The sequence below is a fragment of the Rhizobium sp. RHZ02 genome (genome assembly GCF_014851575.1).
Classification (GTDB): domain Bacteria; phylum Pseudomonadota; class Alphaproteobacteria; order Rhizobiales; family Rhizobiaceae; genus Rhizobium; species Rhizobium altiplani.
In genome coordinates, this window is sequence record NZ_JACUZX010000002.1 from 61633 (window position 1) to 84383 (window position 22751).

18 protein-coding genes are annotated in these 22751 nt (G+C 58.4%); 13 read left to right on the top strand and 5 right to left on the bottom strand.

What is annotated here, in order from left to right:
* From hemJ to IB244_RS03260, 7 genes are all read left to right on the top strand, one after another.
* Window positions 1–537 (top strand): protoporphyrinogen oxidase HemJ, encoded by a 537-nt coding sequence (hemJ, locus tag IB244_RS03230; protein ID WP_018858950.1) that lies wholly within the window; start codon window positions 1–3, stop codon window positions 535–537.
* A gap of 192 nt (window positions 538–729) precedes the next feature.
* Window positions 730–1995, top strand: coding sequence for a transcription termination factor Rho (rho, locus tag IB244_RS03235; protein ID WP_018858949.1), 1266 nt, complete (start codon window positions 730–732; stop codon window positions 1993–1995).
* A 95-nt stretch (window positions 1996–2090) separates the two neighbouring features.
* Window positions 2091–3404, top strand: a complete 1314-nt coding sequence (gene mnmE / locus IB244_RS03240; RefSeq protein WP_113469657.1) for a tRNA uridine-5-carboxymethylaminomethyl(34) synthesis GTPase MnmE — start codon at window positions 2091–2093, stop codon at window positions 3402–3404.
* A gap of 106 nt (window positions 3405–3510) precedes the next feature.
* Window positions 3511–5385, top strand: coding sequence for a tRNA uridine-5-carboxymethylaminomethyl(34) synthesis enzyme MnmG (gene mnmG / locus IB244_RS03245; protein ID WP_029792801.1), 1875 nt, complete (start codon window positions 3511–3513; stop codon window positions 5383–5385).
* 33 nt (window positions 5386–5418) lie between these two features.
* A complete protein-coding gene (rsmG, locus tag IB244_RS03250; protein ID WP_018858946.1) occupies window positions 5419–6036 on the top strand; it encodes a 16S rRNA (guanine(527)-N(7))-methyltransferase RsmG in 618 nt (205 codons plus the stop codon).
* A 17-nt stretch (window positions 6037–6053) separates the two neighbouring features.
* Window positions 6054–6848 carry a ParA family protein gene (locus IB244_RS03255; protein ID WP_018858945.1) on the top strand — a complete coding sequence of 265 codons (795 nt, stop codon included), beginning with the start codon at window positions 6054–6056 and terminating at the stop codon, window positions 6846–6848.
* A 26-nt stretch (window positions 6849–6874) separates the two neighbouring features.
* On the top strand, window positions 6875–7759 hold the full coding sequence (locus IB244_RS03260; RefSeq protein WP_018858944.1) for a ParB/RepB/Spo0J family partition protein: 885 nt from the start codon (window positions 6875–6877) through the stop codon (window positions 7757–7759).
* Between the two features lie 9 nt (window positions 7760–7768).
* On the opposite strand, the gene holA is transcribed toward IB244_RS03260, so the two are convergent.
* From holA to leuS, 3 genes are read right to left on the bottom strand one after another with little or no spacing between them, the layout of a single operon-like run.
* Window positions 7769–8803 carry a DNA polymerase III subunit delta gene (holA, locus tag IB244_RS03265; protein ID WP_192303182.1) on the bottom strand — a complete coding sequence of 345 codons (1035 nt, stop codon included), beginning with the start codon at window positions 8801–8803 and terminating at the stop codon, window positions 7769–7771.
* A gap of 11 nt (window positions 8804–8814) precedes the next feature.
* Window positions 8815–9336: an LPS assembly lipoprotein LptE gene (gene lptE, locus IB244_RS03270; RefSeq protein ID WP_018116420.1), complete on the bottom strand. Its 522-nt coding sequence runs from the start codon at window positions 9334–9336 to the stop codon at window positions 8815–8817.
* Entirely contained in the window at window positions 9326–11956 is a 2631-nt protein-coding gene (leuS, locus tag IB244_RS03275; RefSeq protein WP_192303184.1) for a leucine--tRNA ligase, read from the bottom strand. Before leuS ends, lptE begins: the two co-directional genes overlap by 11 nt.
* A gap of 199 nt (window positions 11957–12155) precedes the next feature.
* Between leuS and IB244_RS03280 the strand changes: the two genes are divergently transcribed.
* A complete protein-coding gene (locus IB244_RS03280; protein WP_192303186.1) occupies window positions 12156–12815 on the top strand; it encodes a YggS family pyridoxal phosphate-dependent enzyme in 660 nt (219 codons plus the stop codon).
* 82 nt (window positions 12816–12897) lie between these two features.
* On the top strand, window positions 12898–14808 hold the full coding sequence (locus IB244_RS03285) for a propionyl-CoA synthetase (protein ID WP_192303188.1): 1911 nt from the start codon (window positions 12898–12900) through the stop codon (window positions 14806–14808).
* 58 nt (window positions 14809–14866) lie between these two features.
* Here IB244_RS03285 and IB244_RS03290 read toward each other — a convergent pair whose 3' ends face one another.
* Window positions 14867–15565 carry a DUF1013 domain-containing protein gene (locus IB244_RS03290; RefSeq protein ID WP_018858939.1) on the bottom strand — a complete coding sequence of 233 codons (699 nt, stop codon included), beginning with the start codon at window positions 15563–15565 and terminating at the stop codon, window positions 14867–14869.
* 228 nt (window positions 15566–15793) lie between these two features.
* On the opposite strand from IB244_RS03290, the gene acs reads away from it, so the two are divergent.
* Entirely contained in the window at window positions 15794–17749 is a 1956-nt protein-coding gene (acs, locus tag IB244_RS03295) for an acetate--CoA ligase (protein WP_018858938.1), read from the top strand.
* 526 nt (window positions 17750–18275) lie between these two features.
* On the opposite strand, the gene IB244_RS03300 is transcribed toward acs, so the two are convergent.
* Window positions 18276–18500 (bottom strand): DUF1674 domain-containing protein, encoded by a 225-nt coding sequence (locus IB244_RS03300; RefSeq protein ID WP_018858937.1) that lies wholly within the window; start codon window positions 18498–18500, stop codon window positions 18276–18278.
* A gap of 123 nt (window positions 18501–18623) precedes the next feature.
* Here IB244_RS03300 and htpX point away from each other — a divergent pair, with 123 nt between their 5' ends.
* The 3 genes from htpX to IB244_RS03315 all read left to right on the top strand — a co-directional run bounded on the left by htpX (window position 18624) and on the right by IB244_RS03315 (window position 22746).
* Window positions 18624–19586, top strand: a complete 963-nt coding sequence (htpX, locus tag IB244_RS03305; protein ID WP_192303190.1) for a zinc metalloprotease HtpX — start codon at window positions 18624–18626, stop codon at window positions 19584–19586.
* Window positions 19583–20971, top strand: a complete 1389-nt coding sequence (locus tag IB244_RS03310; RefSeq protein ID WP_026372014.1) for an RsmB/NOP family class I SAM-dependent RNA methyltransferase — start codon at window positions 19583–19585, stop codon at window positions 20969–20971. The genes htpX and IB244_RS03310 overlap by 4 nt, the downstream gene beginning before the upstream one ends.
* Window positions 20972–21081: 110 nt before the next feature.
* The gene (locus tag IB244_RS03315; protein ID WP_169681921.1) at window positions 21082–22746 is read left to right on the top strand and encodes a heparinase II/III family protein; all 1665 of its coding nucleotides are present in this window, start codon (window positions 21082–21084) and stop codon (window positions 22744–22746) included.
* The last annotated feature ends 5 nt before the right edge of the window (window positions 22747–22751 follow it).

Below are 22751 nucleotides of genomic sequence, written 5' to 3' on the forward strand. Positions count from 1 at the left end.
ATGGCAAAGCAGACGGATGAGAGGCCGGGCACCTATGCGCGTCGCCGTGCCCACTTTGCGATCCTGTTTTTCGTGCTTCTCGGCCTGGGACTATTCCTCTGGAACCCGGACAATCTCTATCTCTGGATAAAGGCTCTTCATGTTATCGCGGTGATCTCGTGGATGGCTGGTCTGTTCTATATGCCTCGGCTCTTCATCTACCATACCGATGCGGAACCGGGCTCGACGCAGTCGGAGACCTTTAAGGTGATGGAGCGCCGCCTGCTCAGGGTGATCATGAACCCGGCTATGATGCTGACCTGGATCTTTGGTCTTTATCTCGCTTGGTCCGTATATGGTTTCCAGGGCGGTTGGCTGCACGCGAAGATCGGCCTGGTTGTGCTTCTGACTGCCGTTCATGTTTTTTTCTCGCGGGCGGCAAGGGCGTTCGAGCGCGATGAGAACCGCCATTCAGCGCGTTATTGGCGCTTCATGAACGAGGCGCCGACGGTTCTGATGATCGCGATTGTCATTCTCGTCGTGGTCAAGCCGTTCTGAGAAAAAGCGGGTTCGGTTAAATTTGCTTGATTTTAAGCAGCCCCCTTGCGGCGGTGAGCCTTACTCGCTATTTTCGCTCCACCTCATCCTTGTGGCATGTATGTAAAGTTCGATCGTCTGCGATCCCTTCGCAGGACCGATTACAGCCCTCGACATCGCCTCCCCCCCGAATTTAAGAGTAATGGTCACTTCATGGCTGAAATGAAGCTTCAAGAACTTAAGAGTAAGTCCCCGACGGATCTGCTGGCATTTGCCGAATCGCTCGAGGTCGAAAATGCGAGCACGATGCGCAAACAGGAATTGATGTTTGCGATCCTGAAGGTGCTTGCCAGCCAGGATGTGGAGATTATCGGCGAAGGCGTCGTTGAAGTGCTCCAGGATGGCTTTGGCTTCCTGCGCTCTGCCAACGCCAACTACCTCCCGGGCCCGGACGATATCTACATCTCACCCTCCCAGATCCGCCGCTTCTCTTTGAAGACCGGTGACACGGTAGAGGGTCCAATCCGCGGGCCTAAGGAAGGCGAACGCTACTTTGCGCTGCTCAAGGTCAACACCATCAATTTCGACGATCCCGAGAAGATCCGTCACAAGGTGCATTTCGATAACCTGACACCGCTCTATCCGAACGAACGCTTCAGGATGGAATTGGATATCCCGACCTCGAAGGATCTTTCGCCGCGCGTCATCGATCTCGTCGCGCCGCTTGGCAAGGGCCAGCGCGGACTGATCGTCGCTCCGCCGCGTACCGGTAAGACGGTTCTGCTGCAGAACATCGCGCACTCGATTACGGCGAATCATCCCGAGTGCTATCTGATTGTTCTTCTCATCGACGAACGTCCGGAAGAAGTCACGGACATGCAGCGTTCCGTTCGCGGCGAAGTCATCTCCTCGACGTTCGACGAACCCGCTGTACGCCATGTGCAGGTGGCGGAAATGGTTATCGAAAAGGCAAAGCGCCTTGTGGAGCACGGCCGTGATGTTGTGATCCTGCTGGATTCGATTACGCGCCTCGGCCGCGCATACAACACGGTTGTCCCCTCGTCCGGTAAGGTTCTCACGGGTGGCGTCGATGCGAACGCCCTGCAGCGCCCGAAGCGCTTCTTCGGCGCAGCGCGCAACATTGAAGAAGGTGGTTCGCTTACGATCATCGCGACCGCGCTTATCGATACCGGCAGCCGCATGGACGAAGTGATTTTCGAAGAGTTCAAGGGAACCGGTAACTCGGAAATCGTTCTAGACCGTAAGGTTGCCGATAAGCGTATCTTCCCGGCCATGGACATTTTGAAGTCCGGCACGCGTAAGGAAGACCTCCTCGTGCCGCGTCAGGATCTCCAGAAGATCTTCGTGCTGCGGCGCATTCTGGCTCCGATGGGAACGACCGACGCGATCGAATTCCTGATCGACAAGTTGAAACAGACGAAGAACAATCCCGACTTCTTCGATTCTATGAATACGTGATCCTTAGCCGGATTCTTTGATAAGCCGGTCACTGCTGTGGCCGGCTTTTCCATTTCTAGCGAAAACTCTCTTCAGCCTTGAACTGGAGTAGGAAAATGTCGTCGAGCAACGAAACCATCTTCGCGCTATCGAGTGGTCCTGTCCCGGCCGGCTTGGCCGTCGTTAGAATCAGTGGGGAGGAAGTGCCGGCGGTTGTCACCGCCCTCGTTGGCGACGTGCCGCCTGCGCGCCAGGCAGCATTACGATCGATTCGGACTCGTAATGGTCTTGTCATCGACACCGGCCTTATTCTGTTCTTTCCGGCACCCCATTCCTTTACCGGCGAGAATGTTGCCGAGCTGCACCTGCATGGCGGCCGCGCGGTTGTCGACGCCTTGCATCGTGAGCTCGCCCAATTCCGCAATTTGCGGGCGGCGGCACCAGGCGAATTTTCACGGCGAGCATTTGAGAACGGGAAGCTGGACTTAATCGAGGCTGAAGGCCTAGCAGATCTTATCGCTGCGGAAACGGAGATGCAGCGGCGTCTTGCTGTCGAGCAAAGCTCCGGGGGATTATCGTCAATCTACTACGGCTGGTCAGATAGGCTGACGCGTGCACGCGCGCTGATCGAGGCTGAACTGGACTTTCCCGACGAAGAAGATGTTCCGGGTTCGGTCTCAGATCAGGTTTGGGCGGATGTGGCGAGCCTGGTCAACGAATTGAAGAACCATCTGGAGCAACTCGAAGCCGGAGAGATCATCCGCGATGGGTTCAAGGTCGTCATAGCGGGCAGGCCGAATGCCGGCAAATCGAGCCTTATGAACGCTCTGGCGATGCGCGATGTTGCGATCGTCACTGACATTGCTGGCACGACACGGGATGTGCTCCACGTCGATCTTAGCATGGATGGCTATCTTGTCAGGCTCTACGACACTGCCGGTCTGCGCGAGACGGATGAGATCGTGGAGCGCGAGGGCATTCGACGGGCCGAGAAGATCATCGCAGAGGCCGACCTGGTGATCTTCATCGAGGACGTGTCGATTGAAAGCGGAGCAGAGGAACTGGCCGACGATGCCGTTCTGGTGGGGACGAAATCCGATTTGCCGCGTCAAAGCGCTCGAGCGTATGATCTATTGATCTCGACCACGCATGCGACTGGTCTCGATGCACTCCGAGCCTTGATCGTTGAGCGCCTAAAAACAAAAGTCCACCCCCAGTCCATGGCGATCCCGAGCCGCGCACGCCACAAGGAAACGCTGACACAGGCATTGGCTGCGCTGCGAACGTCCCTTCACGACTCCCATCGCGGTCTGGATCTACGGGCCGAGGACCTGCGTGTCGCGAGTGACGCCCTGGGACGAGTGACTGGGCGTGTGGATGTCGAGAATTTGCTTGATGTCATCTTCGGTGAATTCTGCATCGGAAAATGATTCACGTGAAACATCGGAATCATGCCCTGTCGTCTGGTTTCACGTGAAACGCCTTGACTCCCTGGGCGACATCGCTCATCACCTGACGATCTCAGGAGCTTAAATAATGGATACCTCACGGTTCGATGTCATCGTCATCGGAGGCGGGCATGCTGGATGCGAAGCCGCTGCCGCCGCCGCGCGCCTTGGCGCGAACACGGCGCTGGTGACTCATCGTCGCGATACCATCGGGATCATGTCTTGCAATCCGGCGATTGGAGGACTTGGCAAAGGACACCTGGTCCGAGAGATCGATGCCATGGACGGTCTGATGGGCCGCGTTGCTGATGCGGCCGGTATTCAGTTCCGGATGCTGAATCGAAAGAAGGGGCCGGCTGTTCGCGGCCCGCGTAGCCAAGCGGATCGGAAGCTCTATCGGCAGGCTATGCTTGCGGAGATCGAGAGCATTGAGAATCTCACTGTGGTCGAGGGCGACGCGTTCGATCTATCCATTAAAGACGGTCGGATCGCCGCGGTTGTCATGAAAGATAGCCGGATTCTCAAGTGCGCATCAGTTGTGTTGACAACGGGGACCTTCCTGCGTGGACTCATTCACATCGGCGACCAAAAGATACCCGCAGGTCGCGTTGGTGAACAGCCATCGGTGGGGCTTTCTCAAACGCTCTTAAATCTGGGCGTTCGTCTCGGGCGGCTGAAGACCGGAACGCCGGCGCGGCTGGATGGGACGACGATCGATTGGGAGAGTGTCGGCCAACAGGGAGCGGACGAGGATCCTGTCCCCTTCTCTTTCATGACAGATCATATCTTGAACCCACAAATCACCTGTGGCGTTACGCGCACGACGGAGGCGACCCATCGCATCATCGCCGAGAATTTGAAGCGTTCGGCCATGTATTCGGGGCAGATTGAAGGCGTCGGACCGCGCTATTGCCCGTCGATCGAGGATAAGCTGGTTAAGTTTGGCGAACGTGACGGACACCAAGTCTTTCTTGAGCCGGAAGGCCTGGATGACAGCACAGTCTATCCCAACGGTATCTCGACATCCCTCCCCGCCGAGATCCAGGATGCGTTCATTCATACCATTCCTGGTCTCGAACGGGTCCGCATTGTGCAGCCGGGTTATGCGATTGAGTACGATCATGTCGATCCGCGCGAGTTGAAACCATCGCTCGAAGTGAAGAAGATGCCAGGCCTGTTTTTGGCTGGGCAGATCAATGGAACGACGGGATACGAGGAGGCTGGAGCTCAGGGCCTCGTTGCCGGCATCAATGCTGCGCGCCTGGCTGGCGGTCAGGACGAAGTTCGCTTCAGCAGAACGGACTCCTATATCGGTGTAATGGTGGATGACCTGACCTCGCGCGGTGTCGCTGAACCATACCGCATGTTCACATCCCGGGCTGAGTACCGCTTGTCGCTGAGGGCTGACAATGCGGATGTCCGGCTGACGCCGTTGGCAATACAGATCGGCGCGGTCTCGGCCGGTCGCCGGGACCGTTTTGAAGCCTATGCCGAGGCGCTGGATGCGGGGCGCGCTCAGCTGACATCACTTTCCGTGACGCCAAGCGAAGCGGGGCGATTCGGTCTAAAGCTGAACCAGGATGGGCAACGGCGGTCGGCTTATGAGCTTCTGTCCTACCCGGATATTAGCCTGCCGGCTCTTGCGCCGATCTGGCCTGAACTAAATGGGCTGAATGGCCGCGTGGCTGAAGCGCTGGAAATAGAAGCGAGCTACGCGGTTTACATGGAACGGCAGTCAGCTGATATCGCGCACGTGAAGCGAGATGAAGACCGCGTGATACCGTCTGACTTCGATTTCGATCTGCTGTCCGGGCTGTCCAACGAACTGAAGCAGAAGTTGCGTAATATCCGACCCTACAACGTTGCACAGGCAACAAAGATCGATGGGATGACGCCCGCTGCGATTTCGCTGTTGCTCGTGCACCTGCGTCGCGGCGCGGCGGATGTTGCGGCATCTGCTTAACGTTGTCCTATTGCAATCTGCGAGAGTCCTACCATGCAACTGAACGGCCGACGTGTTTCACGTGAAACACAGGAGCGTCTCGAACACTTTGTGGCCCTCTTTCAAAAGTGGGCGAAGTCGATCAACCTGACTGCGCCGTCAACGCTTGCCGATGCCTGGAGCCGGCACATTGCAGACTCGGTGCAAATCTTCCAACTCCAGCCTCTTCCTCGCACGTGGATCGACCTAGGCAGCGGGGGTGGCTTTCCGGGCATTGTGACGGCCATCATGCTGGCGGAGCTCGATGATGGATGGGTCCATCTCGTGGAGAGCAACCATAAGAAGGCGGCCTTTCTGCGCACGGCGCTCCGGGAAACCGCCGGTAGAGGCTCTATTCACGCTGTGCGAATAGAAGACGCACCTGCAATCGTAGAGAATTGCGACTTTGTTTCCGCTCGGGCCCTCGCCGACCTAGGGAAGTTGCTGGGTTTTATTGAACCGTGGTCGAAACGGAATGCAAGTCTCCGAGCATATTTTCACAAAGGCCGGGATTACCGGAGCGAGATCGAGAAAGCGCATGGTGACTGGAGATTCGATCTGTTAGAACATAAGAGCGCTGTCGAGCAGGATTCTGTCGTTTTGGAAATCTTCAATCTCCAGCGTGTGGCTTAACAGATCGGGCTTTGGCTATGGCTGGCGAACGAAATCGTATAATCACCATTGCAAATCAGAAAGGTGGCGTCGGCAAGACCACGACTGCCATCAACTTGGCAACAGCTTTGGCGGCGATCGGCGAGCGGGTCTTGATTGTCGATCTCGACCCGCAGGGTAACGCCAGCACCGGCTTGGGGATCGATCGTAAACATCGCCGGCTATCTTCCTATGATCTTTTGCTTGGTGACTATGGCATCGAAGAGGTGTCGCAGGAGACCGCTGTTCCAAACCTGTACATCGTGCCGTCCACGATGGACTTGCTCGGCATTGAGATGGAGATTGCAAGCCAAAGCGATCGCGTTTTCAAGCTCAAGAAAGCCCTCGCCAAAGAGGAGGCTTTCCGCTTCTCCTACATCCTTGTTGACTGCCCTCCCTCTTTCAATCTGCTCACGATGAATGCAATGGCGGCCGCCCATTCCGTGCTTGTGCCTCTTCAATGTGAATTCTTTGCGTTGGAAGGGCTCAGCCAACTCCTGGAGACAGTCGATCAGGTTCGACGTACCGTAAACCCCCGCCTCGATATCCAGGGGATAGTGCTGACGATGTTCGATTCCCGCAACAATCTGGCGCAACAGGTTGTTAACGATGTTCGCACGCATCTAGGGGAGAAGGTCTACCACACATTGATTCCTCGAAATGTTCGCGTGTCTGAGGCACCCTCCTATGGCAAGCCAGCAATTCTGTACGACCTGAAGTGCGCCGGCAGTCAGGCATATCTCCAGCTGGCGTCGGAAGTTATTCAGCGCGAACGGCAGCGTCTCGCGGCGTGATTTGAAAGAGAATGGCGAGTTTAGATATGAGCGATGACATCTCGAAAAGAAGGCTCGGCCGTGGCCTGGCCGCATTGATTGGTGAGATGGATCAACCGATGCCCGTTGATGCGGCCAAGCCAGGGGTCAGCGCCGATCGGATGGTCCCGATCGAGTTCGTCACTCGCAATCCGCGCAATCCTCGACGGTTTTTCGACGACGGCGAATTGCATGAGCTCGCGGGCTCGATCCGGCAGCACGGTATCGTGCAGCCCATTGTGGTTCGCACATTGGCCGCCAGCCAGTTCGAGATTATAGCCGGCGAGAGACGGTGGCGCGCGGCACAGCTTGCAGGCCTCGTTGAGATCCCGGTGATCGTGCGCGATGTCGATGACAAAACCGCTCTTGAGATTGCAATCGTAGAGAACGTTCAGCGCTCCGACCTCAATCCGCTGGAAGAGGCCCTCGGCTACGAGCAGTTGATGGCGGAGTATGGCTATACCCAGAACGATCTCGGCGAAATTATCGGCAAGAGCCGCAGTCACGTGGCGAATTCGCTGCGTCTCTTGAAACTGCCAGAGCCCGTTCGGGACCTTTTGGCCGCGGGAAGCCTCTCGGCCGGTCATGCCCGAGCCTTGGTGCCGACTTCCGATCCGACCGCCCTCGCCCGCACGATCGTTTCGAAAGGCATGTCGGTCCGTGACGCGGAGCGTTTGGCGCAGAATGATATCAAGGCTCAGTCGGAGCCGAAGATCCCGGGGCATCAGAAGGATCAGAAGGATTCAGATACGCTCGCCCTGGAACGCACCTTGTCGGATACGCTCGGCCTGGACGTGACGATCAATCACAAGGCAGGCGGCGGCCAGATCAGAATTTCCTATAAGTCGTTGGAACAATTGGAAGAAATCTGCCGGCTGCTCGAGCGCCGCTAAATGGAATCGCTATCGGCGCGCCGATTGCAGTGTCGTCGATAGCAGGGTCTGTAGGGCGATGCTGTCTTCCAACGACGCCCGTTTGCGCGTCTGCAAGATTGCCGCCTGCAGACGGTTTGCTTCTCGTGCCACCGCTTCAGCGGACCAGGTACGCAATGCCTGCTCGATAATCGGCTTGCGTCGGAAATGCAGATGACGACCAAGCGTCTGCATGACCTGAGCGGCCGGCAATCGCTTCTCCTCCATCTCCGTCTTCATGGCGTCCAGCAACTGAAACTGCTTCAGACAGGCCTGGATCACGAGAAACACCGCTGTCTTCGACGATATGATCTTTTGCATTGCATGCAGGAAGCTGCTTGGATTTCCGCTAAGGACGGCATCGACGGCGTCGTCCACCGAGATGGCGCTGGCGTCGCCTATTATTTCCGTAACGTGGTGCTCTTCGATGGTCGATTTTCCCCGACAATAGAGCGCCAGCTTTCGCAGTTCGTTGCGAGAGGCAATCCGATCCCCCCCTATCAGCTCCAGCAGGGCCTGGCGTGCATGGGGCGTGATGCCCAGGCCAGCGCTTGAAAGTTCGCTATCTATCAGGCCGTTGAGGGCGCGGGCATCGTCGGCATAGCAGGGTATCGCCATGACAGTGCGTGCTGTCTCGGCGGCTTTCCGCAGCAGCGAGGCCTTCTTGAGGTCACCGCCCTCGATAAGAACGAATGTGCCGTCCGGCATGTTCGCTGAAAGAACCTGGAGGGAGTCGACAAGATATTTCTCGTTGGCTGCACCACGGATCCAGATGAGCTTGTCACCTCCGAAAAGGCCAATTGCTCCCGCCTCGTCCAAGAGGCGACCTTGATCGCGCTGTAGGTCGCCGATATCGAGCTTGATCAGCGAAAACGGATCATCCAATGCCACGCCCGTCCTGCCGGCCAGCGAGGTGGCGCGCTCCGAAACAAGACCGCGATCCGGCCCATAAATCACAAAGAGCCGGTAGTTGCGGGCGGATCGCTCAAGAAAGCCTTCAAACTCGTGCGATTTGATTTCCGCCATGCATCCGCTCCTCAGCGGCCAAGCGCAGCCGCAATATCGGCACCAACGAACTCAGCAGCCTGCCGTGCGGCGCGGTTCTCGGCGTCGCGGATGGCGCGTTGCTTGGCAAATTCCTGAGCTGGGAAGTCGACGAGCGCAGTGGCATAACGATTGCCGGCCTTGATGACGTGGCCGTCCTTTGTGGACTTCAGAGTGTAGTCGACGCTGACGGTCGCACGTCCGGCAAGCGATTCGTCTGACGACGCCACCAGCAGCGTGCTGATGACATTCGAGCGAGCGCTGAATTCAACCTTGTATTCGGGATTCTCAGGCTCGCCGGCGCCACGCGAAGCGATAAAAATCAGTCGATTGCGAACCTCTTGCTCAACGCGACCCCCCGCTTCCGAGAAACCGACGGACGCCAGCTTGCCCGCAGCGCCGGAACTTTCGGAATAAAGAGGGCGAACCTGGCAGGATGCGAGAAAAGCCGTGGACGCTAGGATTGCGGCAATGCCGGTGCCGCGCACCAGCTTAAAAGCGATATCAAACGACAATGTTCACAATCCTTTGTGGAACCACGATGATCTTCTTAGGCGTCTGACCGTTCAGCGCCTTCTTGACGTCATCCAATGCGAGCACACCCTCGGTGACGGCATTCTGATCTGCGTCGCGAGAAATTGTCAATTCGGCGCGCTTCTTGCCGTTGATCTGAACCGGCAAAATCACATCGTTTTCAACGACGAGGGTTTCGTCATAACGCGGCCAATCAGTGTGCGCCAGCAATCCGCCGTTGCCCAGCGCCGCCCAGCACTCCTCAGCCAGATGCGGCGTCATTGGTGCTACCAACTGGATAAGGATCTCGGCCGCGTCCCGCGCTGCGGCGCGATACGCCGTATCGCCTTCGCCTGCAGCGACGCGGGTCAATGGCGACGCCAGGGCATTGACGAGCTCGTAGATCCTCGCGACGGCCTTATTAAACCAGAGACGATCATAATCGTTCTGGACGGCCTTCAAGGTTTTGTGCGCGATCTGCGAAATCGCTTGAGCTTCCCCATCCTTAGCCGGAGTCGGCGTAACATCGCGAAGTTTGTCCGATGCCTCGGCAATCAGACGCCAGAGCCGCTGGGTGAAGCGGTGGGCGCCCTCTACGCCTGCCTCCGACCAGATAACGTCGCGCTCAGGCGGCGAGTCCGAAAGAACGAAAAAGCGGGCAGTGTCTGCACCGTAAGAAGCGATGATATCGTCCGGATCGACGACGTTCTTCTTCGACTTCGACATCTTCTCGATCGAGCCGATCGCGACTTCCTCCCCGCTGGAAAGGTGATAGGCGCGGCGTTTCCCGTCCAGCTCCTCGATGCGAATATCCGCCGGTGCAACCCACTCGCGGCCCATGCCCGTGCCGCGGCTGTAGGTCTCGTGCACGACCATGCCCTGGGTAAAGAGACCCTTGAACGGCTCCTTTGCATCGACGTGGCCTGTCTCGCGCATCGCCCGGGTGAAAAAGCGCGAATAAAGCAGGTGCAGAATCGCGTGCTCGATACCACCAATATACTGATCGACTGGCAGCCAGCGATTGGCAGCGCTTTGGTCGGTCGGCTTGCTCTCCCAGGGAGCGGTAAAGCGGGTGAAATACCAGCTCGAATCGACAAACGTGTCCATCGTGTCGGTCTCCCGCCGTGCATCCTTGGCGCACTGCGGGCAAGCGACGTGCCGCCAGGTCGGATGACGATCGAGCGGATTGCCGGGCTGGTCGAAGGTTACATCCTCCGGCAGCTGCACCGGCAGGTCCTTCTTCGGAACCGGGACAACGCCGCAATCGTCGCAATGGATGACAGGGATCGGGCAACCCCAATAGCGCTGGCGCGAGATACCCCAGTCACGCAAGCGGAAGTTCACCCTGCGCTCACCCTGCGGAGCATTGCCAAGCGTCATTGACGACAGGCGGTCGGCAACGATCTCGAATGCCTCAGTTGTGCTCTTGCCATCAAGGAAGCGCGAATTGATCATGACGCCATCGCCGTCATAGGCAACGTCGCCGACGCTGAAGGTCGCGGCATCGTCATCCGCCGGCATAACAACGGGAACCACCGGCAGGTCGTATTTGCGTGCAAAATCCAGGTCACGCTGGTCACCGGATGGGCAACCAAAAATCGCGCCGGTGCCGTAGTCCATGAGGACGAAGTTTGCGACGTAGACAGGCAATTCCCATGACGGATCGAGCGGATGCTTGACGCGAATGCCTGTGTCGATGCCCTTCTTCTCCGCAGTCTCAAGCGCAGCAAGTGAGGTTCCAGCACGGCGGCATTCTTCGCAGAAAGCATCGATAGCCGGATTCTTCGCTGCGGCATCCTTGGCCAGCGGATGGTCGGCTGCGATAGCCAGGAAGGAGGCGCCAAATAGCGTGTCCGGACGGGTCGTGTAGACCTCGATCTCGGTTTCTCCGGCCGGAGCCGTCTCCTGGACGATCTCCCAGCGCAGCATCATGCCTTCCGAGCGACCGATCCAGTTCTTCTGCATCAATCGGACCTTTTCCGGCCACTGATCAAGCGTGTCCAATGCCTCGAGCAGATCCTGGCTGAAGTCGGTGATCTTGAAGAACCACTGCGTCAGTTCCCGTTGCTCAACCAGGGCACCGGAACGCCAGCCGCGTCCGTCGATCACCTGTTCGTTGGCGAGAACGGTGTTGTCGACCGGATCCCAGTTCACCTTCGACTGCTTGCGATAGACGAGCCCCTTCTCGAGGAAATCTAGGAAAAGATGCTGCTGGTGCTGGTAGTAGGCGACATCGCAGGTTGCGAATTCGCGGCTCCAATCCAGTGAGAGGCCCATCGCCTTCAACTGGGACTTCATCGATGCGATGTTCTGGTAGGTCCAGGAGGCCGGATGTACACCGCGCTCCATTGCCGCATTTTCAGCCGGCATGCCGAAGGCGTCCCAACCCATGGGATGTAGAACGTTGTAGCCGCGAGCGCGCTTATAGCGAGCTACGACGTCGCCCATTGCGTAATTCCGCACATGGCCCATGTGGATGCGGCCGGATGGATACGGAAACATCTCGAGGACGTAATACTTCTCGCGCGGATCGCTGTTGTCGGTCTCGAAGACCTTCGCTTCGTTCCATTTTTGCTGCCAGCGAGGTTCAGCATCACGCGGGTTATAACGTTCGGTTGCCATGGTATTCGTATTTCCGAAAGATCAGGGGAAGTTGGTGGTGACCTTCACCATGAAACCACGGTAGCGTCAAGTTTTACGGGCGCCGCAAGCGTCCGATCTCGGCCTGCCGGCCACTATTTCGGGCGCGTGGGCCTTGGCAAGCACAGCCGGGGCGTTTAGTGCATTGCCATCTTCTCATGCAGTCATGTCGAGGCGAGTGATGGAACTTGAAGAGCGATTGAACGACGTGCGCTCGCGTATCTCCGCGGCCGAGCAGCAGGGGAAACGGCCCGACGGTTCGGTTCAGCTTGTCGCCGTTTCAAAGACATTCGACGCAGACGCGATCCGCCCGGCGCTTCAGGCCGGGCAACGGATCTTCGGGGAAAACAGGGTTCAGGAAAGCCAGGGAAAGTGGCCTGAACTGAAATCCGAGACGTCAGGCATTGAACTTCATCTCATCGGCCCTCTGCAGTCGAACAAGGCGGCCGAGGCAGTCGCGCTGTTCGATGTCATCGAAACCATCGACCGGGAAAAGATCGCCCTTGTGCTCGCCGACGAAATGAAGCGTCAGGCGAAGACCCCTCGCCTCTATGTTCAGGTGAATACCGGGCTTGAGCCGCAGAAGGCAGGAATCGCCCCTGATGATACAGTAGCGTTTGTCGCTCTTTGCCGCGACGAACTCGGCCTCGCCATTGAAGGCCTGATGTGTATTCCGCCGGCGGACGAGAATCCGGGTCCGCATTTCGCGTTGCTTGCCAAGCTCGCCAAGGCTTGCGGCGTCGAGAAACTCTCGATGGGAATGTCCGGCGACTACGAAACCGCGATTGCCTTTGGCGCGACCAGCGTTCGCGTTGGCTCCGCGATCTTCGGTGCCCGCTGATACGCTCCTTTCGTCGGGCTTTCTCTCCTGCCATGCCTCTCCTAGATTGATAGGATAACTTGCGTGTCCTGGGGAGGAGCAGATGCAGGGAAGCTATCGCCAGACCTATTCCAGGTGGAAGGACGATCCGGAGGCTTTTTGGCGCGAGGCGGCGGCAGAAATCAGCTGGTTCAAACCGCCGGCGCAGACCTTTTCGCGAGAAGGTGGTCCATACGGCCGCTGGTTTGCCGGGGGCGAAACCAATACCTGCTACAATTGTCTCGATAGGCACGTTCTAGCGGGCCGTGGTGACGATACTGCCTTTATCTACGATAGCCCGATTAGCGGCACCAAGGCTGTGTTTAGCTATGGTGATGTCCTTGCTGAAGTCAGTGCCATTGCAGCAACGCTCCGGCAACTTGGAATCGCAAAGGGTGACCGCGTCATCATCTATATGCCGATGGTCCCGCAGGCAGTTTTCTCAATGCTTGCCTGCGCGCGCATCGGCGCGGTCCATTCCGTCGTGTTCGGTGGCTTTGCGGCAAATGAGCTCGCGGCCCGTATCGACGATTCGGGGGCGAAGCTCATCATCACGGCAAGTTGCGGGCTCGAGCCGGGACGGATCGTGCCCTACAAGCCCTTGGTCGATCAGGCGATTGCCATCGCGAAGTCGAAGCCGGCCCACTGCCTTGTCTTGCAGAGGCCGCAGCTTGCAGCTGATCTCACAGCCGGTCGCGACGAGGATTTCGACACTACTGTCGCGAGAAATCGTGGTGTGACCGTTGAGTGCATTCCCGTCCGTGCGACGGACGAACTCTACATTCTCTACACCTCAGGCACGACGGGCCAGCCGAAAGGGGTCGTGCGCGACAATGGCGGTCACATGGTCGCCCTCAATTGGTCGATGGCAAATATCTTCGGCATCAAGCAGGGCGAAGTGTTCTGGGCGGCTTCGGACATCGGGTGGGTCGTCGGCCATTCCTACATCGTTTATGCACCGCTGCTGGCAGGCGCGACCAGCGTGATATTCGAAGGAAAGCCAGTTGGTACACCGGATGCCGGCGTCTTCTGGCGCATCGCTTCAGAGCACGATGTCCGCGTTCTCTTTACGGCGCCTACCGCTTTCCGGGCCATTCGTCGGGAGGATAGCGATGGTGTTCGCCTCAAGGCCTATCCGATGCCGAATTTTCGTGCCCTGTTCCTTGCGGGAGAGCGCGCAGATCCGGAAACGCTGAAGTGGGCAGAGCGCATGCTTGATGTACCCGTGATCGATCATTGGTGGCAAACGGAGACCGGATGGCCGATGGTGGCAAACCCGCTCGGCCTCGAAGCTCTGCCGGTGAAGCATGGCTCCCCTTCGATGCCTATGCCCGGGTATAGTATCCATGTTCTTGATGATGCCGGCCACGCGGTTGAGCCAGGGACGCTCGGTAATATCGTTGTCGAACTCCCCCTGCCGCCTGGCTGCCTACCCACGCTGTGGAACGCCGACGAGCGTTTCCACTCGGCCTATCTGGCCGAATTTCCCGGTTATTATAAAACGGCGGATGCCGGCTATATCGACGACGACGGCTATCTCTTCATCATGTCGCGCACGGACGACATCATCAACTGCGCAGGCCACCGGCTGTCGACGGGAGCGATGGAGGAGGTTTGTGCCACGCATCCGGATGTTGCCGAATGCGCGGTGGTCGGAATCGCAGATCAGGTTAAGGGTCAGGTCCCTTGCGGCTTTCTCGTTCTGAAGAAGAATGTTTCACGGGAAACATCGGCCATTGAATCGGAGGTCGTGCAGCTGATCCGCGATGCGATTGGCCCGGTCGCTTCGTTCAAGACGGCGATAACCGTCGAGCGCCTCCCCAAGACGCGCTCCGGCAAGATCTTGCGCGGCACGATCCAGAAAATCGCCGACGGTGTGCCTTGGAAAATGCCGGCGACGATCGACGACCCCACTATTCTTGAGGAAATAGCCGAAGCCCTGCGCAAGCGTGGGTATGGTTCCCTGCCGATGTAGGTACAAAAAGAAAAGGCCCCGCTTACGCAGGGCCTTGTGGATCGATCACCGTAGGCAATCAATACTGGTCGTCTTCGTCCTCATCCTTCGGAGAGGATTTCAGCGACTTGAGCTTTGCGAAGACGGCATCGGCATCGATTTCCTTCTCCTCTTCGCGCTCATGGCGGGTCAGGCGCTCGGTTTCATGCGCCGACTCCAAGGTCGCTCCGAGTTCGGCCGCTGTCGGCAGCGGGCGTCCCTTTGCCGCCTTTTCGACTTCCATGTCGAGATCGATCTGGCTGCAAAGACCGAGTGTCACCGGATCCATCGGTGCGAGGTTAGCCGAGTTCCAGTGCGTACGCTCGCGAATCTGTTCGATTGTCGACTTCGTGGTGCCGACGAGGCGGGAAATCTGTGCGTCCTTCAATTCCGGATGATTGCGCACCAGCCAGAGAATGGCGTTCGGACGATCCTGGCGCTTGGAAACCGGCGTGTAGCGCGGGCCGCGGCGCTTGGATTCTGGCACGCGAACCTTCGGTTCCGAGAGCTTCAGCTTGTGCGCCGGGTTCTTTTCAGCGCGGGCGATTTCATCGCGCGAAAGCTGACCCGTTGCGATCGGATCGAGACCTTTGATGCCCTGTGCGGCTTCGCCGTCGGCAATTGCCTTCACTTCGAGCGGATGCAGTCTGCAGAATTGAGCGATCTGGTCGAATGACAGGGCTGTGTTGTCGACGAGCCAGATGGCAGTCGCCTTCGGCATGAGCAATTGTTGAGCCATGGATATAGTCCTTCTGTCGTCCGCGCCGGTGTCGCGGTCCGTGGATTGTCACCACTATGTCCGGGAAATATGGCGCTATATAACCGCAGTGATGCAGAATTGCAATTGATCACGAATGAAATGACCTTTGTCTAATTGCCGGGCAGATGTGAACTGCTATGAATGCCTATAGCCAGTCCGGGCTGCTTCGCTTTTTGGTCGCCCGGTGCCCGAGTGAGGAGGAGTTCCATGTCCGAAAAGATCTACCCGGTGCAAAAGCCGGTGAAGAACCATGCGCTTATCGATAAGGCCAAGTACGAGCAATGGTACGAGGAAAGCGTCGAGAACCCCGACAAGTTCTGGGGTAAACATGGCAAGCGGATCGATTGGTTCAAACCCTACACGAAGGTCAAGAACACGTCTTTCACTGGCCGAGTCTCGATCAAGTGGTTCGAGGACGGGCAGACGAACGTTTCGTACAACTGTATCGACCGGCACCTGAAGACCAACGGCAATCAGACGGCGATCATCTTCGAGGGCGACAATCCCTACGTCGACAAGAAGATCACCTATAACGAGCTCTACGAGCATGTTTGTCGCATGGCGAACGTCATGAAGAAGCATGGCGTCAAGAAGGGTGATCGTGTTACCATCTACATGCCGATGATACCCGAGGCTGCCTATGCAATGCTCGCCTGCGCGCGCATTGGTGCGGTCCATTCGGTGGTGTTCGGAGGGTTTTCTCCGGAGGCGCTGGCCGGCCGGATCGTCGATTGCGAATCCACCTTCGTGGTTACCTGCGATGAAGGGGTGCGCGGCGGCAAGCCGGTGCCGCTGAAGGACAATACAGACACGGCAATTCACATTGCCGCCCGTCAGCATGTCATCGTCGACAAGGTTCTCGTCGTACGGCGTACAGGCGGCAAGACCGGCTGGGCACCGGGTCGCGACCTCTGGTACCATCAGGAAATCGCCACGGTTAAACCGGAGTGCCCGCCGGTGAAGATGAAGGCGGAGGATCCGCTGTTCATCCTCTACACCTCGGGGTCTACCGGAAAGCCGAAGGGTGTGTTGCATACCACGGGCGGCTATCTCGTCTATGCAGCGATGACCCATGAATATGTGTTTGATTACCACCCCGGCGATATCTACTGGTGCACCGCCGACGTTGGATGGGTTACCGGACACTCCTACATCGTTTACGGTCCGCTTGCGAACTGCGCGACGACGCTAATGTTCGAAGGCGTGCCGAATTTTCCGGATCAGGGCCGATTCTGGGAAGTCATCGACAAGCACAAGGTCAACATCTTCTACACGGCACCGACGGCGATCCGGTCGCTGATGGGTGCCGGCGACCACTTCGTCACCCGCTCGTCGCGCTCCAGCCTGCGCCTGCTCGGAACGGTTGGCGAGCCGATCAATCCGGAAGCGTGGGAATGGTACTACAATGTTGTCGGCGACAAGCGCTGCCCCGTCATCGATACCTGGTGGCAGACGGAAACCGGCGGTCACATGATCACGCCGCTGCCGGGCGCGACCGATCTGAAGCCGGGTTCGGCGACGACCCCGTTCTTCGGCGTGAAACCGCAGCTGGTCGACAACGAAGGCAATGTGCTTGAGGGTGCCGCCGACGGAAACCTCTGCATTACCGACAGCTGGCCGGGGCAGATGCGTACCGTCTATGGCGACCACGAGCGCTTCATCCAGACGTACTTCTCGACCTACAAGGGCAAGTATTTCACCGGCGATGGCTGCCGACGGGATGAGGACGGCTACTACTGGATCACCGGTCGCGTTGACGACGTGCTGAACGTTTCGGGCCACCGCCTGGGTACCGCCGAGGTCGAGTCCGCACTCGTTTCGCATAATCTTGTCTCGGAGGCTGCTGTCGTCGGCTATCCGCACCCGATCAAGGGTCAGGGCATTTATTGCTACGTCACCCTGATGGCCGGCAATGAGGGTTCGGATGATCTGCGCCAACAGCTCGTCAAGCATGTTCGCGGCGAGATTGGCCCAATCGCTGCACCTGACAAGATCCAGTTTGCACCGGGTCTTCCGAAGACCCGCTCCGGCAAGATCATGCGCCGCATCCTGCGCAAAATCGCCGAGGACGACTTCGGCTCTCTGGGCGACACCTCGACGCTTGCCGATCCGGCGGTTGTCGACGACCTGATCGCGAACCGCCAGAACAAGGCGACTGCCTAAGCAAAAGCCGCTCCGAGCGATCGGGGCGGCTTCACTTCTCTACGGGCAGGTTTCTCGTGGCTTTCGGCCGCCGTTATAGGCCCGGACAATCCCTTCCTCCAAGAGGTCCTGAGCCGGATTCCTGCCATCCGAAAGGGTTACATTTGCGAGGATGCGACCGAAATACTTGTCGCCTGCGATCTACGTAAGCTGGATCTCGGAGGATCCGGATGTAAGGCTTTCCAGGGCGTGACGGGCGTCGATTCCCGCTCCTTACGTCAGCGCAGCTCGAGTGCATCTCGGGCGCGTCGATCCCGCGAATACGGACATAGACTTCCATTGTCTGCTGCGGCCAAGGGCGCGCTTCGACCAGCAGTGTGTCTCAATCGATCACTCTCAGGATTTCGGCTGATACTGGCCCTTCAATTTCGTCGCGCGCCGCGGCGTTTACCGCAGTCACAAGAAGGGTCAGCGCAACAAACGAAGCAATCTCTCTCACGAAAGGAATAAATTCCGATCACGAGCGAAAGTCAATAGGAATATTTACTTAGAAATCGATGGCCCTGCCGTTGATTTCCCAGTCTCCGAAGCGGGAAGGATCAGCGCCGCCGCGGCCACCTATCTCTGTTGGCATTTCTACCGGCTTTTCGTTTCGGCGCCGCTCTTCGGCCTCGGCGAGCGCACGCTTGGCGGCTGGCGAGAGCAACTTGCGTGGCGCCTCGGCGGCTTCAGTCGCCAAGGTTTCATTGTTGTCGTTGTCCGCTGCCTGCATCACGCGATTCCGCCCGAAATATATTGAAAATGGCTGGTGAATGACCAAATCATAGAGCGCCGGCGCCTCAATTGAAACCCTCCGGTTTTGCGCGGCCCGCTTAGGGGTGTTTTGGAGATAGCAATGAACCTCGTCCGTACAGCCATGTTGCTTGCCTTCATGACCGCATTGTTCATGGGCGTCGGCTTTCTGATCGGCGGGCGGAGCGGCATGATGATCTCGTTCGTGATCGCCGCTGGGATGAACATCTTTTCCTACTGGAATTCGGACCGCATGGTGCTGTCGGCCTATCGCGCGCAGGAGGTTGACGAGCGTAATGCGCCCGAGTTCTTCGCGATCGTCAGGGATCTGACGCGCAATGCTGGCCTGCCGATGCCGAAGGTGTACCTCTACGACAGTCCGCAACCAAATGCCTTCGCGACTGGTCGCAATCCCGAGAACGCTGCTGTTGCCGCGTCCACCGGCTTACTGAGCGCACTGACGCCGGAAGAGGTCGCAGGCGTCATGGCCCATGAGTTGGCTCACGTGCAAAATCGCGACACCCTGACGATGACGATTACGGCGACCCTCGCCGGTGCAATCTCAATGCTGGGCAATTTTGCTTTCTTCTTCGGCGGCAACCGGGGAAACAACAACAATCCCCTGGGTTTCATCGGGGTATTGCTGGCGATGATCGTCGCGCCGCTTGCTGCGATGATGGTTCAGATGGCCATCAGCCGGACGCGCGAATATTCCGCCGACCGCCGAGGCGCGGAAATCTGCGGCAATCCTCTGTGGCTGGCTTCGGCACTGGGCAAGATTGCACGTAGCGCCTCGCACGTGCCGAATTACGATGCCGAGCGAAACCCGGCAACTGCCCACATGTTCATCATCAATCCGCTGACCGGTGCTGGCGTGGACAACCTGTTCTCAACGCACCCGAACACGGAAAACCGGATTGCGGCGCTGCAGGAAATGGCGCGCGGCGGCATGAATGGCTCGACGGCGCCGGCGCGCGCTGCTAATCCGATGCGCAAATCGCGCTCGGTTCCGAATACCGGTCTTGATCGCGGTGGTTCACAACCGCCGAAAGGTCCGTGGTCTTGAATTCAGACGGCAAGAAAAAACCATTTCGAAAACCAAAGTCGTCCAATCCGGGCGTTGTGGCTGGTCCGGCAAAGCCCGGATTCCAGGTTCGTGCCGCCGCCGCAAAGATCCTGGCAGCGGTCGTGGACCGTAAGCTTTCGCTGGACGGCGCCTTGGACAATGAACACGGCAATCCGGCCTATAAGGCGCTCAACGAGGGTGACCGCGCCCTCGTCCGCGCCATTCTGAATACAACGCTTCGGCATTTGCCGCGCATCGACGCCGCGATCTCCCGCCTGCTTGAATCGCCGCTTCCCGAAGGTGCGCGAGCGCTGCACCATGTTCTTGCGATTGCCGCAGCGCAGATCCTCTACCTTGATGTTCCGGATCATGCTGCGGTCGACCTGGCAGTCGAGCAATCAAATCAGGACCCGCGCAATCGTCGCTTTGCAAAGCTGGTGAACGCCGTTCTGCGCCGACTTGGACGCGAGAAGGACCAAATCCTTGCTGAGATCGCGACCATTCCGGTGATGCCGGAATGGTTTCTTCAAAGGCTCGAAAAGGCTTACGGCAAGGAAAGGGCGCAATCGATATCTGAATCGCAGCTCGAGCCGGCAGCGATCGATCTTACCGTCAAAGCTGATGCGCAGCGCTGGGCGGAACGTTTGGGTGGTTTCGCGCTCCCGACGGGTGGTGTGCGTCTGGCTGCCTTCGAGGGCAGCATCCCCTCACTCGAGGGATTTTCGGAAGGCGACTGGTGGGTCCAGGACGCGGCCGCCAGCATCCCAGCTCAGCTCTTTGGTGATTTGACAGGAAAGCGAGTTGCCGATCTATGTGCGGCGCCCGGCGGAAAGACTGCCCAACTGGTTCTCGCCGGTGGTGACGTTACTGCGGTTGAGCAGTCTGAAAACCGCATCAAGCGTTTGCGCGCGAACCTCGATCGGCTTGGACTGAAAGCCGAGACAGTCGCCAGCGACCTGACGAAATATGAGCCTGCAGAGCTGTTCGATGCGATCCTGCTGGATGCGCCCTGCTCATCGACGGGAACGACGCGCCGGCATCCGGATGTTCTCTGGGCCAAGGGGCCGGAAGATATAGCGAAGCTTGCTGCGCTTCAGGAGCGGCTGCTGCGCCATGCGATCACTTTGCTGAAGCCGGATGGCACGATCGTCTTTTCCAATTGTTCCCTTGATCCCGCCGAAGGCGAAGACGTCGTGGCTCGCGTCCTTTCGGATACGCCTTCAGTCGAGCGAGCGGCCGTTGATCCTGAGCGCTGGCCCGGGCTCGAAGCAGCAATCAGCGCGCTTGGCGAATTCCGCACGACACCAGACATGCTGGAGGTTCCCGCTGGTTTTGCGGGCGGTCTTGACGGTTTCTACGCTGTCGTGATGCGCCGTGTTGCTTGATCGCAGGGCAACTGGCATAGTTGAGCACCTGTCATAATTTGATACGCAAGTGTCACGGATTCCGGGCTTATTCACTTATTCTTAACGACGCGGGTCAATAGACAATAAACATGTGGTCCGGGTTCTCGACTCTTTATGTGAGAGAGGCTTGGCGGCGCACGCTGTGCCGCGGAGCAATCATGCGGTTGCGTCTCTTCCGCCACACGACCCACGCCCCCGAGCGCCTGATTGTGGCCCCCACCGATCTGCGTGCGGTTGATCCGCATGTCGCTGAAGAGATTTTGAACGGTCGCTTCCCGCTTGCCGGGCGGCTTCTCGAAACCGGTGGCAAGTCGCCCTTCAATTTCAGCCTTCCGTCCCGTTCCTTCGCACTGCGGCTTCATGGCTTCGGTTGGCTTCGCCATATGCGGACCAAGAAAAGCGACCTTCACTCGAGCGTTGCCCGCTCCATTGTCAACGACTGGCTGTCGCTGCATGGCGGCCGCATCGAGGGCATCGCCTGGGAAATCAATGTGACGGCGCAGCGCGTTATTTCCTGGCTCTCGCATTCGCCTGTGGTTCTTCACAATGCCGACCGCGGCTTCTATCGCCGCTTCTTGCGGTCGCTTGCCTTTCAGGTCCGGTTCCTGCGGCGAATGGCCAAGTACGCGCCGCCGGGGGAGGTTCGCTTTCGGCTGCGGATTGCCCTCGCGATGGCCTCGATTGCAATGCCGACGCGCGCAGGCGCGCTGCGGCGCGCTGCCGAAGCTTTGGATCAGGAGTTCGACAGCCAGATCCTGCCTGACGGCGGCCATGTCTCACGCAATCCCCGGGTAGGGCTGGAACTGCTCCTTGATCTCCTCCCGCTGCGGCAAACCTACGTCAATCTCGGCCATGACCTGCCGCAGAAGTTGATCTCGGGCATCGACCGCATGTACCCAGCCCTGCGCTTCTTCAGGCATCAGGATGGTGATCTCGCCCTTTTCAACGGCGCGACGTCGACCCTTGCGACAGAGCTGATGTCCTTGCTGCGGTATGACGAGACGGCGGGAGATCCCTTCAAGGCGATGCCGCATTCGCGCTATCAGCGGCTGGCAGCCGGGAAAACGGTAGTCATTGCCGATACCGGATTGCCGCCCACCGGAAGTCTGTCCCGCACGGCCCATGCCGGTTGCCTGTCATTCGAGATGTCGTCTGGACGCCATCGCTTTATCGTCAATTCCGGATCGCCGAAATTTGCCGGCCGGCGTTATGTGCAGATTGCCCGAACGACTGCCGCCCATACCACGGTGACCGTCAACGACACCTCATCCAGCCGCTTCGCTCCGTCCGACTTCATTGCGAATGTGATTACAGACGGCGTGAAGACCGTGAATGTCGATCGCGGGCTCGCCGATGACGGCCGCGACGTGATCAAGGCGAGTCACGACGGCTACCTCAATGCCTTTGGCGTCCTGCATGAGCGCGAGCTGACCCTGAATGCCACAGGGCTGATCGTGACCGGTTGTGATCGGCTGGTCGCGCCGGAGGGCAAGGTCGATGAGGCAGTGCGGGCCGTGGCGCGCTTTCACGCCCACCCCTCCATCAACCTGAAGCAAATCGACAAAGAGTCGATCATGATGACGGCGCCCGACGGAGAAACATGGCTGTTCTCCTCGCCTGGCAACGAAGTGCTGATCGGCGAGGACGTCTTCTTTGCCGATGCCTCGGGCATTTGCGGATCCGATCAGATCGAGATCGGCCTCTCCTACCCCGACAGGCCGGAAATACGCTGGTTTTTATCGCGCAAGAGCTAGCGGCT